Source organism: Novipirellula artificiosorum, from assembly GCF_007860135.1.
In the GTDB taxonomy this organism is placed as follows: domain Bacteria; phylum Planctomycetota; class Planctomycetia; order Pirellulales; family Pirellulaceae; genus Novipirellula_A; species Novipirellula_A artificiosorum.
The window spans coordinates 9,209-23,898 of the sequence record NZ_SJPV01000033.1 but is presented as its reverse complement, the minus strand read 5'-3'; the positions used below and the strand labels follow the sequence as shown (position 1 = coordinate 23,898).

Annotated in this window: 11 protein-coding genes; 5 read left to right on the top strand and 6 right to left on the bottom strand. The window is 55.5% G+C overall.

The genetic code is table 11. From position 1 onward, the window contains the following. Positions 1–155: 155 nt before the first annotated feature. Both Poly41_RS32900 and Poly41_RS32895 read right to left on the bottom strand, forming a co-directional pair. Positions 156–1,511, bottom strand: coding sequence for an IS110 family RNA-guided transposase (locus tag Poly41_RS32900; protein WP_231616144.1), 1,356 nt, complete (start codon positions 1,509–1,511; stop codon positions 156–158). 1,300 nt (positions 1,512–2,811) lie between these two features. After that, positions 2,812–3,309 (bottom strand): hypothetical protein, encoded by a 498-nt coding sequence (locus Poly41_RS32895; RefSeq protein WP_146531618.1) that lies wholly within the window; start codon positions 3,307–3,309, stop codon positions 2,812–2,814. Between the two features lie 375 nt (positions 3,310–3,684). On the opposite strand from Poly41_RS32895, the gene Poly41_RS34655 reads away from it, so the two are divergent. Then, positions 3,685–3,837, top strand: a complete 153-nt coding sequence (locus Poly41_RS34655) for a hypothetical protein (RefSeq protein ID WP_197231965.1) — start codon at positions 3,685–3,687, stop codon at positions 3,835–3,837. Further along, entirely contained in the window at positions 3,827–4,132 is a 306-nt protein-coding gene (locus Poly41_RS32890; protein WP_231616143.1) for a DUF2924 domain-containing protein, read from the top strand. The genes Poly41_RS34655 and Poly41_RS32890 overlap by 11 nt, the downstream gene beginning before the upstream one ends. 31 nt (positions 4,133–4,163) lie before the next feature. Here Poly41_RS32890 and Poly41_RS32885 read toward each other — a convergent pair whose 3' ends face one another. Beyond that, positions 4,164–4,346, bottom strand: coding sequence for a hypothetical protein (locus tag Poly41_RS32885; RefSeq protein WP_146531616.1), 183 nt, complete (start codon positions 4,344–4,346; stop codon positions 4,164–4,166). Positions 4,347–4,778: 432 nt separating this feature from the next. Here Poly41_RS32885 and Poly41_RS32880 point away from each other — a divergent pair, with 432 nt between their 5' ends. Then, positions 4,779–11,945 (top strand): dockerin type I domain-containing protein, encoded by a 7,167-nt coding sequence (locus Poly41_RS32880; RefSeq protein ID WP_146531615.1) that lies wholly within the window; start codon positions 4,779–4,781, stop codon positions 11,943–11,945. Between the two features lie 276 nt (positions 11,946–12,221). Here Poly41_RS32880 and Poly41_RS35500 read toward each other — a convergent pair whose 3' ends face one another. Both Poly41_RS35500 and Poly41_RS32875 read right to left on the bottom strand, forming a co-directional pair. Then, positions 12,222–12,350, bottom strand: coding sequence for a hypothetical protein (locus Poly41_RS35500; protein ID WP_261344936.1), 129 nt, complete (start codon positions 12,348–12,350; stop codon positions 12,222–12,224). A gap of 53 nt (positions 12,351–12,403) precedes the next feature. Continuing rightward, the gene (locus tag Poly41_RS32875) at positions 12,404–13,018 is read right to left on the bottom strand and encodes a hypothetical protein (protein WP_146531614.1); all 615 of its coding nucleotides are present in this window, start codon (positions 13,016–13,018) and stop codon (positions 12,404–12,406) included. Positions 13,019–13,329: 311 nt separating this feature from the next. Between Poly41_RS32875 and Poly41_RS34650 the strand changes: the two genes are divergently transcribed. Together Poly41_RS34650 and Poly41_RS32865 are read left to right on the top strand one after the other, a co-directional pair. Then, the gene (locus tag Poly41_RS34650) at positions 13,330–13,494 is read left to right on the top strand and encodes a hypothetical protein (RefSeq protein WP_197231964.1); all 165 of its coding nucleotides are present in this window, start codon (positions 13,330–13,332) and stop codon (positions 13,492–13,494) included. A gap of 224 nt (positions 13,495–13,718) precedes the next feature. Then, positions 13,719–14,069, top strand: coding sequence for a helix-turn-helix domain-containing transcriptional regulator (locus Poly41_RS32865; RefSeq protein ID WP_146531613.1), 351 nt, complete (start codon positions 13,719–13,721; stop codon positions 14,067–14,069). Positions 14,070–14,206: 137 nt separating this feature from the next. Here the strand turns inward: Poly41_RS32865 and Poly41_RS32860 are convergent, their stop codons facing one another. Then, positions 14,207–14,467, bottom strand: coding sequence for a hypothetical protein (locus tag Poly41_RS32860; protein WP_146531612.1), 261 nt, complete (start codon positions 14,465–14,467; stop codon positions 14,207–14,209). Positions 14,468–14,690: the final 223 nt, after the last annotated feature.

Below are 14,690 nucleotides of genomic sequence, written 5' to 3'. Positions count from 1 at the left end.
GAAAGCAAAAGTGGCATTGAGAAAATCGTACGGCTTCAAAACCGACGAAGTCTATGAAACTGTGCTATACCATGAACTCGGGAAACTTCCGGAGCATGACTTGGCCCACCAATTTTGTTAACGAGGCGTTTATAAAGGCGAGCAGGGCTGATTCGTTACGCCGATGTCATTGCATCAGTTACGCGTACTAGCTTTCCTGCCCGCCGTGGTTTGGATGCAGCATGCGATGATCGCGTCGCTGTCGTTTTGGTCGTTTTGCGTCTGGTTGTTACTTGCTTGGTCGATCGGCTTTTGCTGATCGTTGATGTCTTTGACGACTTGCGATCCGTCTCGGATGCACGATGGTCCGCTGCAGCTCTCGCCTCGCGGGCTTCTTTGCGAAGGCGGCTCTTGCGTTGATCGGCATTCTCCTTCGGTTTCATCGTTTGAAGCGTCTCCTTCAGTGCCGGAGACATTCGGCCATACGACTCCGTGACCTCGATCATTCGCTTTGGTTCCCAGTCTTTCTCGTCCCGCAGCATTGCCCAGCTAATCACGGCGATCTTGCGTGCTAGTGCGATTCCCGCTTTCTTCTTGCGTGTCTTTTGTTTGCCACAGATCCGTTCGTAAACGCCCTTGGCCCACGGGTTGTAACGCAGCGATGCCCATGCACACTCGACCAGGATGGTGCGTGCCAGTGGGTTGCCTCGCTTGGTAATGCGGCCGTTGCGATCGGTCTCACCGGATTGATATTGCCTTGGCACCAGGCCGAAATACGCCGAAACTTGACGACTCGTTTCAAAGCGATGCGGATCGTCGAGGCAGGCTACCAGGATCTCAGCCGTTCGAGGTCCGACACCGGGAATCGTCATCAGACGTACAATCCGTGGTTCGGTTTTGCCAATCGCTTCGAGTTTCTTGACCACGGTGTCAATCTGCTGCGTGAGAGAATCGAGAATCGTCAGCTCGATGTCGAGTTCCCCTTTCCAAAGTTCGTCGGGTCCACAGTCTTGGATTGGTTTGCGGAATGAGTTGATGTGCTCGCGTCCTGTGTGCCAGGCTTTGTCACCGGAGTCGATGGTGATGCCCTGGTTGACGAACCAGGCGCGGATGGTGTTCTTGGTTTTGTTGATTCGGCGGTCGAGCGTTTTGCGATACTTGACCAGCGAGCGGAACTCGCGGTGCGTTTGCGAGGGCATGTGGACCGGTTTGAGTTCTCGCATGGCGGCCAATCGAGCGAGTTTGAGGGCGTCGTCTTTATCGGTTTTGCGTTTGACTTTGGCCCATTGCCAAGCCTCCTCATTGGTCGAGCAGACGAGCGTGGCGTGGTCGAGCGATTGAGCCAAGTCGTTAATCCAGCCTGAGGGTCCGCAAGCTTCCATGACGACGAGGTCCACCTTGGCGTTCTTCAAGACGCTAGCGATGTGTTGCCGCTCGGTGGGGGTAGTAAGAAAGCGTGATTTTCGGGTTTTGGTGTCAAAGAAGCAGCACATCGTATTGAATTTGCCGAGATCAAGAGCGAGAATTTTCATATTGAAGTATCCTTGTGTTTGGTGGGTGGAGCGAATGTGACAAGCAGCCGCACGCTGCCCAGATCACGGGTCCGAGTCGCCAGTTTAATTACGAATGACTCCCACCCATCAAACCTCGGACTTACATGGATTCTTTATGCGAAAAGACAAACGCTAGCGCCGAAATGCACGAACTTCCGCGAGACGATGATTCCCGTCGCAAGCACCGACAAGGATTGGTTCGTGCGAGCAAGAACATGCTTGTTGTCACGCGGATGAGCGCGTGTGGCCAAAAAAAGTCGAACAAGCTTTTAGGTCGGTGAAATCCGAGGTTGGTTTGCCATATAAGGTTGAATTCTGGATCGAGATCGAGCTCAAATTCAGCGGTGCCGTTGAAAAATCGCGTCAAAACGGTCGCATCGCGCAGCAGACATCAAACCGATTGTTTTGAAATCGGAGTGGTGCGAGCGAGTGAGAACGGGACGAGCTAAGCCGCTCGCCAGTACGATAGTGGCAATCCACCGAGGTGCTCAGTTGTTTTGATGTTGGGTGGCTGCTGTGGTGAGGCATTCAATGTACGAGCATGCGACGATTGAAGCAGATCTCCAGCGGCGACTTCAGGAGCGAACGTAGGCAAAAAGTCGCGCCGCCCATAACCCAGCGGCATGTTGCGCGCACTTTTCGGCTGGGTTATTCGCTAATGCTCATAACCCAGTACAGAGAGTCACCGAAAAGCATTCCGTAAAACCTCTGGCCCACTCAAAATTATGGGCTACATATGCAATCTGATTTGACGATGTCCCAACATAATAGAAACTTCATGCTGGTTTGATTCGTGGTCACCACGAAAGACAATGCCGATCGGCATGAAAAATATCAGCGAAAACGAACGCAGCGAAATGAGTACTTATCAGACGTCATCGCCCGAGAGAGAAATAGTTTTTCACGTCCCCATCACCCGCTCTCTTTTGGTACACTCTTTGCAATTGTTGCGTAAACCGTCTGGCCCACTCAACTTAACAAACCCCAGTCAAACTCCTCTGACTGCCGGGTAAACGAATTGGCCGGCGATTGTGTTTTACACAGTCGCCGGCCTTTTTTCGTGTTTTACCGCCTCTTTTGCTGGGGCAATCGCGATTCGGTGACGGTGCTGGGGTCTCTGATTTTCGCCCGGTGGAGAGTCTCCGTCGGGTTGGTTCGCCCGCGACGGGATGCAATTTGGGTCAAAACTCTCGGCACTCTCTGTCTCTACGACCTCCGGCTAAGGTGAATTCCTGAGTTTTAGAGAGTCTCCAGTTTTCGGCCGTTCCGGTGCCACGAACTACCCGGAATCCGCTGGCGGGTGATACGGATTGTCCGAGAAGGGGAGATCCGTTGTGACTTTGGTTTTGATTTCTGGCGTGGCTTCGTCGGGTGTTTTGACGGGGCGTTTGCGGACCGCGACTCGGAACACAAATAGCGCCGCTGCGACCCCGATGAAAATCAGGCCGGATCGGAAGCCGTAGATCAGTGGACCGAGCGTGAGATTGGCTCCGTCGACGGTCAGGGCTTCGTAGCCTTGCTCAGTCATCTCGGCCGGATGCGTATCCGCCCACTCGCGGCGGATCCGCCACTTCTCTTGGATCTCGGAAGCCGACCACTGTGTCGCCATCATCGCCAGACCGAAGATCGCGACGACCTTCAGAATCCGACGAAACGCATTGTGCCGGATCAGCGACAACGCAACGAGCACGCCGACACCCGCCCACACGACTGCGGGGTAACCCCACGAGTAGTCGTTGATTCGCGATGATTCCCAAATTTGCTCGAACGGATCCATACACACGTTTTTGTAATTTGAAATTTCTTCGATTGAGTTTTCACTTTACACGATTTTGCTCGCGCGGTTTGCATAAGTAACCCTGAGGGGGCTGGGCTGGGTTTGGCTCGGTGTTTTTTGGTTTCTTGATTTTGGAGGTGCGGATGACGCTAGTGACGATTGATGAGGCGGATCAGATACAGCGTGTGGGGGCGTTGTTGGGGAAAGCGGCACTCAGGTGGCGGCAGGAACGAAAAAGTTCCGAAATCGACTCGGACTCTCTACCCGATCGGCTTGAGTTCAGTTCGGTTTCCTTGCTCTCTGTGACTGGTCAAAACGATCGAGCAGCGTGCTCGGTCGAGACCGGTTCTCGACACGAGACGGAGGATACGAACATTGTGCGAAGAACAACGTGCCAAGATCGCGACGCTGATCGTCGAAGCGATCCGGCGAAACAAAGAGAAGGTTGTCAAAGCGACGCTGGACACGAAGGCAATGGAAACCGAAACGAAGAACGCCAATGCGACGGAGGCCAACGATGAGTCCTAAAACGAAACTGCAAATCGCAGAGTTGTCCGACCTGACCATCGGACAACTCGTTGCGAAGTACGAAAAGCTGTTCGGCGAAAAATGCCGATCGCACAATCGAGGCTATGTGCATCGACGTGTCGCGTGGAGGCTGCAAGCCGATGCCGAAGGCGGCTTGAGCGAGCGAGCGATCTTGCGGGCGACGGTCGTGGCCGGCGAGTCGCTGATCCGTTCGACGCCGCCAAGGCAACGAAATGAAAGGGACGCCACAAAGGCGGGCGGCCGTTCGACAAGTGTTCCGTGCATGCTCTTTTGACCAACGTGCTGTATGTCGGAAAGCTGCGTCATCATGGGTCTGCGGGTCGATCGTTCAGAAACGACATGTCAGTCACCCCGCCGGACACGTCGTCCACTGGCACAACGAACGGAAACAGCTTGGACGCCGCTTCTTGGCCGGTCGACGCCGACCAGCAATACGGCCAAAAAATCACGGCAATGCACACCCATGCTAATCGGGTTTTCCAGACCATCGATGCTCCTCTCTTGGTTGAAAAAACCGTCTCCACCGGTGCGGAACCGTTGGAGAGACAAACCGTCCGGTTAGGTTTCAAGTAGCGAGCCGGAAGTCAATTGCAAATCTGCTTTGAGGCTCACCTTGGCCAGCGTGAACTCGGAAGATACTTACGGCATTTCACGAAACAGAGACATTGCCGCAATTGAGTTGTGTACGGGGAGGGTAATCCCCGCTTTTTGCTGTGTTTAATGCTCGACTGAGTCAATTGGCCACACCCCATATTGGTGTCTCGAATCCCATCGAGAGACTGCAGCGGAAGGTTCCATGACATTAGGGACATTTATGAACTAAGCATCACCACTGCCCGTGCGATTGCAGATATGTTCCGTGAAGTCATTTCAGATCCACGTCGGGACGCCCCCTTTTAACCTCCCAAGAATCCATGCCCATGTCTGTTAAATCCTGGCTCACATCCGCATCACTTCGCCGCGTTCATCGCAAGACCACCCTGAAACAACGACGCAGGTCGTCGGTTCGCCGAAGGCTCTTCGAACCATTGGAAGATCGCCGTCTGTTGGCTGGCGACTGGCATAACAATTTCATCGCGACGGACGTCAATGACGACTTGCGTGTCACTTCCTTAGATGCAATCATCGTCATCAACAAGCTCAATTCCAGTGGCAATTCGCAACTTCCCGAACTGGCTCCGGGCGTGAAGCCCATCGCCTACTACGACACGACAGGCGACAACTTGGTCACCACCTTGGATGCGTTGACCGTGATCAACTACATCGGAAGGAACTCTGGTGCAGCGGAAACCACTCAGCCACGTGTTATCGACGTTATCCCGGTTAATGAGACGACGATCCTCGCAACCTTCAACCGGCCGATGGGCGCCAACGCGATCGACCCTGAGAATTATGAGGTCATGGGAGACGACGGCCAGCCTATCGCAGTGCTCGGCGCTCAGTTCGGTGAGGGCGAGAGCGTGGTGCAGTTGCAAACGGCGCCACAATCCAGCAGCACGGGCTACACCGTCAATGTCCAAAACGTCGCGGACACCACCGGACAGATCGTCTTATTCGAGGGCCGCAAGCTCACCGGTAACCCCAAGGGGGCTGTGGTCAGCGTCGCGGCCACTTCGCCTCGTCACGTGGTTGTCGTGTTCAACGAACCGATGGCTGACAACGCCTTGGCTCCTCAACACTACGACATCCGGAATGCAAGCGGCGAAGCTCTGCTGGTCACCGATGCCCAGTTCGATGGCCCACTTGGGATGGTCGTCGTACTGACAACCGCGACTCAGTCCAACACGCCCTACAAGCTGACCGTGTCGGTCGTCACCGACCTGCAGAACGACGGATTGCATACGAATACGGGGAACTTTCACGGCATCGCTGGCTTTACCGAACTGGTCACGGCAACGCCCTCCGGGCCCAACTCGATCCTGCTGAGCTACAGCCAATCGATGTCCGACGACGCGTTGACGCCGGCCTCTTACGTGGTTAAGAACTCAGCCGGAGTCGAATTGTCGGTTCTGGATGCCAAGTTTGTCGGCACTGAGAGACGCCTCGTCCAGTTGGTCACGGGACCGCAAGCAACCGGGATCTACACGATCCAGTCCATCACGGCCACCGACACCAACGGCAACCCTGTCACAGCCCCTGGACCGGCCGGTGTTTTCGTGGGCGTTCCTGCGCCTTCCCTGGTCGCGGCGATACCGCCTGACAGCACGCACGTCTTTTTGACGTTTGGCAGCCCGCTCAGCGACAGCGGATTGGCTCCATCGAGTTACAAGCTCGAAAAACTTGACTCCCAAGGCAATGTTACTAACACCCTACCGATCAGCGAAATTGCATTCGTGGGTAGCCAGCGAACAGTCGTCTCGCTCACCACACCCCATCAATCCGACGCTCGCTACCGAATCACGACCACGAGTGGCTTGTCCGATATTTCTGGCTCGCCGCTAGCAGTCGTCGCCTCGGAATTCCGGGGGCTCGGAAGCGTGCCGAAGGTGACCAATGTTACATCGACTGGTCCGACATCGATGCTCGTCACCTTCAATGTGCCGATGTCCGACGATGCTTTAACGCCGGCGTCCTACGTCATCAAAGACTCCACGGGCGCAACCTTGCCTGTCACTAACTCGCAATTTGTTGGCACGGATCGACTCTTGGTGCAGTTGACGACCGGCCCGCAGGTGGCCGGCATCTACACCATTGAATCCATCGCAGCGACCGATTTGGGCGGCAGTTCAGTTGATCCGCCGGGCACAGCTGGCCAATTCGAAGGTGCACCCGCTCCGACGCTCAGCAAAGCGACCCCATCCGATGCGACGCATCTTGTCCTTGTTTTCAGCGGCCCAGTAGGTGACAGTGCCCTCGCGCCGTCGAGCTACCAAATTGACAAGCTGGACGCTCTGGGGAACGTTGTCGGCAGCCTGGCTATCAATTCGGCGACATTTGTCGGCGACCAAAGGACCGTCGTTTCGCTCACGACGCCCAATCAATCGGACTCACAATATCGGATCGCGACGACCAATGCCCTGTCCGATTCGACGGGAGCGCCACTGGCAATCGTCCAACAGGAATTTCAAGGTGTCGGCAGCTCAGCGACGTTAGTCGGAATCACGTCCACCGACCCGACGACGATCCAGGTGGTCTTTAACGTGCCGATGTCTGACGACGCGTTGCAGCCCTCTCTCTACATCATCAAAGACTCGACCGGTGCGCAGTTACCAATCTATAACGTGCAGTTCATCGGAACCGAACGTCGCCTGGTGCAGTTGACCACCGGACCGCAGGCAAGCAACGAGACTTATACCGTTGTGTCGATCAACGCGACGGATACCAGTGGTGGCGCGACGACCATCCCGGCATCCTCGAGCGTTAACTCGTTCCCTGGTCCGGGGACGACCGGCGGAAACTCTGTTCCCGTCGATGGCCCGCCGCGCTTGGCGGGTGCTGCCTCGCTGAGTAACACCAGTGTCTTGGTCGCTTTCAGCGAGCCGATGGATGACAACGCTCTGAACACATCACACTACTTCATCGTTCAACAGAACGTGAACTCGGAAGCAGGCTTTGTGCCGATTCTTGGTGCCGTCTTCTACTCGAGCGATCATCGCTCGGTGTTGTTGACGACTGGTTCGCAAAATGAGTTGACGTATTCGATTACAGCCGTGAACGTCACTGACCAAACCGGTAACGCGCTTGCTCCAGCGGTCATTGCCGGTCAGCAGCGAATCGACCCATCGACGGCATTGTTCCCCGGAACTCCGCCGAGCGGCACGCAGATCGTGGACACTGACGGTGACGGATTGTCCGACAACGTCGAGGTGCGCGGTTGGAGCGTGACAGTCACTCTACTCAATGGGACAACAGTCACGCGTCAGGTAACCAGCGATCCAAACAATCCCGACGCCGACGGCGACGGGTTGTGGGATGCACAGGAATTGAACATCGGCACCGACCCACGATCGGCCGACACCGACGGCGACCAGTTGGACGATTGGGTCGAGTTCAATGAAATCTATACCGACCCGACCAACCAAGACAGCGACGGCGACTCGCTGGACGACTTCCTGGAGTTCACCTTCTTCAAGACCTCACCCTACCTCGCCGACACCGACGGCGACCAGCTGACGGACGACTACGAGATCTTCGCCAATCGGAATCCACGCGTCTCCGACCTGCCTCGGCCCGAGATTTCTGTGGGCGAAGTCAACCTGCAACTCGACGTCCGGTTCTCGGAGACCAGCGACCAACAGCGCCGCGACCTGGAGACCAAATCTGTAGCGGCCTCGCTGTCGAGAGGCTCAAGCCAGTCGTTCTCGCGATCGGATACAGTGAATCTTGAAGCGCATCTAGAGGCAACAGCGGGAGTCGGAGACGGCGCTGGCTCGGCAGGGTTTTTTAGCGTGACTGCGGGCGGATCCGTCGGCTATACCTTTGAGCAGTCGTCGGAATCGGCGACTGAGATGCAACAGTCCTATGAAAGTTCGCTCAGCACCGACAAGGAGGTCACGCGCGGTTTCAGCCTGGAACGCAATGTCGAAGGCGCCTTGATGCAGGTCACTATCGACCTGCGAAACCTGAGCAATCTCGCCTACCGTGTGAAGAACCTGCAGGTGACGGCCTTTATTCAGGATCCGCAAGATCACAGCAAGCTCACACCTGTCGCAACTTTATTGCCCGACAGCGAGCCGGAGGAAGGCTTCACGCTGGGTGCGTTGTCGAAGGACAGGGGTCCGTTCATCTTCTCGAACTCGACGATTATCCCGAGCCTCGTCGAGAGCCTCATGGCCAACTCCAGTGGCTTGGTCTTCCGCATCTCGAATTACGACATCATTGACGAGAGTGGCCGCAACTTCGCCTTTACCAGCCAGGAGATCGTGGAGCGAACCGCGCGCATGGTTATCGACTACGGCGGCGCAAGCAGTCTCCGAGCCCTGCTGAGCGGCGAGGCCTTCGACGAACTTCAACCGGGTGATGAGACGGAGATTTTTCGCGTCGCCACCAGTGCTGGCGATGTGATCGATACTAATTTCGATGGCGTGATCGATAATGCCGATAACCGCGCCATCTTTGATGGGGCCGGCAAAGAAGTCGGCATCACCCTGTTCGAGGCGCTGGCCGCCGTCGGCCTGACGCAATACGACGAGAGTGCCACACCGACCAATAGCCTTTCCGATGAGCAAATACTCGAGAGTTACTCCACCTTCGTTGACAACGACGGTCGAGAAAAGATCTTCCGCATCCGCGGCGTCTCCAACGACGCCATCAACCAGAAGTACTGGGAGATTCTCACGCCCTTGGGCATCGACCAAGTGAGTGATCTTTCGGACCTGATCCTCAAGACCGATTCGCCCGTCAGCCTCAACTTTGTTCAGGATCTGGACAAGGACGGGCTGTCTGCCGACGTCGAGTTCTTCCTGCGGACCAGCGATAGTCCAATGCCGCGCGGAGCCGAAGTACCCGGAACGACGGATTTCGCCACTGATGAGACGGTCACCTACAGCACCGACCCCGATCTTGTCACCGGGGCCATCGTCCGGGTGACCGCGACTGGCGGCGGCTTGACCGCCAGCACCAATTACTATGTCCGCAATCTCGGACGCGGTTCCTACAGCTTCTTTGACACCGCCGCGAACGCTGCGACAATGAGTTCGAACGTCGGCCGGATCGATCTCACCAGAAAGATCACAGCTGGCATTTTTGCCGCGGTTAAACCGACCTCGACGAACACAACCACCGAGCTGATCACTTTCTCCAAGGACCCGAAATTCCCAACGGGATCCATCGTCCAAGTGACGAATACCGGCGGTGGACTGACAGCCGGCACTAACTACGTCGTCCGCAATTTAGGTGGCGGTTCCTACAGCTTCTATGACTCGGCGTTCAACGCCACCTCGGGTAGCGACGTCACCACGGGTAGGTTCGACCTTACCGGAAGTATCACGGCCGGTATCTTCAGTCCTACCGCGAAGGGACGTGACACCGACGGCGACGGGCTCGACGATCGGTTTGAGGCGATTTTCGGCTGGACGGTCAGTACTCCGCAACGTAGCTATCGGGTGTATTCGTCACCCAACCGCGCGGACTCCAACTTCGACGTACCCAAGCCTGCTGCGGATAGTGATGCTGATGGGACTGAGGATCGCTTCGAATACGAAGGCTCCGACCTTTTCGCCGCGCCTGCGGGTTGGGACGATAGGAATGCCGGGGGTGCCGACGGACTCCGCGATCGGTTCGAGGTCTTTCAATTGGCCAGCCAGAGCGGAACGCCCGACTACGTCCTTGATCCGAGCCGAAAGGATACCGATGGCGACGGCATTAACGACGCCACTGAGATCATTGGCTTCAAGATCACGCCCATCACCGGCGCAGCGCCATTCTTTGTGTCCACCAACCCGAACACTCCCTTCACCGACAGCGACACGTTCTCGGATGGTTTCGAGCGCATACTTGGCCTCGACCCCACAAGTGGCGCAGATACCGACGACGACGGCGACGGACTACCCGATCCTGTCGAGGAGTTAGGCTGGGCGGTCTATGCCTTCGGGGTCAGCACCACGCCTTACGAGCAAGGGGCGTATGCACCTGGGTTCGGAGCGCATGTCGCGCCCGTGTCCACCCACATTGATGGCGACGTGCTGAAGTTCGATGCAGCGAGCGCCCCCAATATCCAACGATTCGCACTGGTACGTGCAACCGGCGGCGGCCTGACGGCGGGCACCCCCTACTTCCTGGGCAAGCTCACGGATCAGCCCGATCCAAGCAAAGTGCAATTTGCGATCTACATTTCGGCGACTGACGCCGCCGGGGGAACCATCCGGGGCGCTCTCGACCTCACGAGTGCGGTTACCGACATCCAACTTGCTGTGGATGTGCCCAAGCAGTCGCGTACCGACGCGGTCGACAGCGACGGTGATGGACTGACCGACTACGAGGAATTCTTCGCCGGTACCGACCCCACTTCGGTCGACAGCGACCGCGACGGGATTGAAGATCGCGTCGAGTACTTCGGCTATTCACTCGGCCATAAAGTAGGCGGGAACGATCTGGGCATCATTAAGACGAATCCGCTCGACGCCGATACAGACAACGATAAACGCTCGGATGGCGCCGAGGCGGAGTTGGTCGACATCGAACTCACTCGCTGGGTCGTGCGGACGGAAGGCAAGACCCCTTATCGTGTCTATAGTGACCCGCTATTTGCCGACTCTGACTTCGATGGTGTGGTCGATGGCGATGAGTTTAGCGGCGTCTACCGCACCGACCCCAACAATGGCAACACCGACGGCGACCAGTTGGACGACGGACAAGAACTCACCGGTGGCACCAATCCCCTCAAGCTCGAGGTCGATCTTTTCCGCGTCACCGTCTTGTTCAATTCCGTTCAGGTTACGCACGATGGTGACTGGGATCCGGGCGACACGGGTGGCGACTTCGCCTTCGACTTCGGCGTACGACTTCCAGGCACGGGAATCGCCGGTCTCAGTCAGAATTTCACTTCCGTCGTTCATGATTCGATCTTGCTCGGTGATGAACCCTTCACCTTTGAGCTGGCGCTGAATGATCAACAAGTGGAACCACTATTGCCATCACCCAACCCAGGCGAAACCCCTCAATTGCTGCAAAACAACCCGTTCTCTCGCGGAATTGCCTTCGACGGCAACGTCTCTGCCGACAAACAAACGCTCAATCTGGCGCGGTACTTATCCACCGCACAGCGGTCCATCACTTTCTGGATGAGCGCCGATCAGGTGTTCAGCGTCGAAGGGATTCTGGCCGAATTGGATGCGGGTGGCCGAAACGACAATAACATTGGGCCCTTAGTGGCACTTGGGTTGGACTCGCCGAGTACCTACGAGGTGTTCTATAACTACATGGGCGGCATTGATGGACTGCGGGCTCGCGAGATAGGCGGCGTTACGACAGATACGACAGATACGACACTCCGTCGTCCCGTCTTCCGAGGTAGCGAACTGCAAACATTAGAATCGGCGTTTGTCGACTATGAGATTGTTTCCACGCGAGCCGATCAACTGGGTACGATAAGTAACAACGGCGATACCATGGCAGGCACTCTGTCCTTCACGATCTTCGTTGGTTAAACCTCGTACGTTCAATTTATTCGTACCACGCACCGGCACCGCGTTTTGAAACGCGAGTCGCCGGTGCGCACGACCAAATCTCGACCGACCGGTGCTGCGAGCGGCCCGGTTTTGGATTTTCGAGCGAGTGGGGTCAAGAAATTGGAACGAACGTTTTGGCGCATGAAATCCGCAGTTGCGCGGGTCGATTGAGGGAGATTCTCGGTCGAAATTGAGTGTCGTGAGGTCAAAAAATTCGAACGAACACTTTGGCCGATGAATTCCGAGGTAGCGTCGTCAACTGAGGCCCGATTTTGGATCGAGATTGGATCCAACGTAGACGACAACGCGGTCCATGATCAAGTACTTCTTGTCTTTGAGAAAGCCATCCTCGTAATTGGTCAGTTCACGGGCAATCATTTTCATCCACGCTTCGTTCGGATTGGTGGTGCAGCCTGCGAAGTTGACGCGGCGCGTTCTCAGCTCCATGACAAAGAGCAGATAGAAAGTGCTAAGTCCGCCCTGGTCCAGACTTCCACGGTGGTGAAGTCGATCGAAGCCATCACGTCCCAGTGCGCCTTCGAAAACGTCTCCCATGATCCTGTGTACTTGCGTTCTGGTGCTGGCTCAATGCCGTGGGCCTTAAGGATGTTGCCAATGGTGGAGTCGCAGATGTAGTAGCCGACGTTCGACAACGCACTGCTGATACGATCGTAGCCCCAGGTCGGATTCTCTTTCGCAAGCTTCACGGTCAAATCAACGACCACTTGGCGCACCCTTGGCCGGCCATATCTCTTCTCTTTGCGATCGGAGTAGTCCCACTTATTGGCAACCAATTGTCGATGCCATCGCAGGATCGTATCCGGCGTGAACAGAGTCCCAAACTGCTCGAGTGTTTTGCGTCCAAGAATTTTGCCTTTGACAGCTAATCGACGTCGCTGATCATCGGTCAGCAGGATTCGCTTCTTGCCAAAATTCTCTTTGAGAACTGTATTTTCGGTGCGAAGGTATTCAATGACTTCTTGTTGTTGTCGATTGATCCAACTGGCGAGAATGATCAGCATCAACTGCCACGGTTGCAGAACGAACTTCATCGGCGTCTCGGTAGTCTGGCAACCCCGAGACGATCATTGGTGCGAGACGAAATGTAAACCAGCATTGACAAGCTTCTGAGCGATCAGAGTTTGTAGCCGTTCCGGTGAGGATGGTTGCGGGAAGATTACCGACGAAACTGCAGACGCCAGTTCGGCCGAGATCCGTCGATGTCTATTGCTTGAAAGACCAGTTTTCGCGGTCTCTAATGGTCGGCTGAGCTTTTTGACCGGACGAAGCTATAAATTGGAATATCGTGCTCAATTTTCTCAAGCAGACTTGACGACGGTAACATAGGTGTTACCATGTAGTGATGGCCAAAGTAACGCAATACGAGACCGAAGGCGGCAGAGTGCCTTTCGCAGAGTGGTTTGATTCACTCGGGGCAAAGGCTGCGGCGAAGGTGACTTCGGCTGCCACGAGGATGGAATTAGGCAACTTCGGCGATCACAAATCGGTAGGGGGCGGCGTCTGGTAACGTCGCATAAATTTCGAAAAGGGCTACCGTTTTTACTATGCGAAAGATGGTGAGGACTTCGTTCTGCTTTTTTGTGGAGGAACGAAATCCCAGCAGCAGTCGGATATCGACCAGGCCAAGCAATACTGGAAGGATTACAAGCATCGGAAGGCGAAGATTAAGAAGGCAGCCGTGTCGGTCAAGTCGAAGCCGCAGTTAAAGAAGAAACCGAGGAGGAACAGATAATGGCATTAACTCGAGATTTTAAAGAGACCGTCAAAGATCGTGCCGATCGAGATCCTGAGTTTCGCGATGAGCTTTTGACTGAGGCATTGGAAGCAATCGTATGCGGGGATGTTGATGTAGCGAAGGTAATGCTCCGTGACTACATCAATGCTACTGTCGGCTTTGAGCGTGTCGGCAAGGCGGTCGACAAGGACCCGAAGAGTCTCATGCGAATGCTAAGTAGCTGCGGGAATCCAAACGTCAAGAATCTGTTCAGTGTTACTCGGTTCTTGCAAAAGGACGCGGGAGTGCAGTTCAGTGTCGTGTCTACGAAACCAAAAAAAACAAAGAAACCTAAACTCGTAGGTTGAATAAAGTGCTGAAACGCATTGCGACCCGTGAGGATTGGCCCTGCTGTTTGTCGAAACAATCTGGACTTTTTGTTCGAGTTCTCGGCGCGGAGGGCGGATCTCGGGAAAACTGCGGGCAGCCGTGCTCAACTTGACCGTCAGTCGGCATGTAGGTAGATCTTGCTTCCGTCAAGCAATCGAATCAAAGTCGCATCAATGTGCCAAAGCTCGTTCGGCGATGCGGCTCGGATTCCAATCTTCGGCTTTGGCGGATGCACTCGTTTCCGAGGACGACGCCAATTGTACTGGCGCATGAGCCGGTACCAAGTGCTGGTTGATGCATAGACCTTGCCCAATCGTTGGGCCAATCGAGACAGTGTACTTGTTGGAACGTCTCGGTAGTCGTCCGACGTTGCCATCTCTCGGATGGTTGCGATTTCCGTTGACGCTTGTTTGTGTCGGGTGGCTTTTGGGACACGATGAATAATCGGTCAGCTCGCAAGGCATCCGATTTCGCCATGCATGATAACGGGATGACGAAAGCCCGATGGTTTGGAGAATTCGTGTCAGTGGAATCGCTTTGCTGGATCGATCAATTGCACGCAGAAGCCGCGACTTGTTCATTCCATCAGGCAGTCTTTG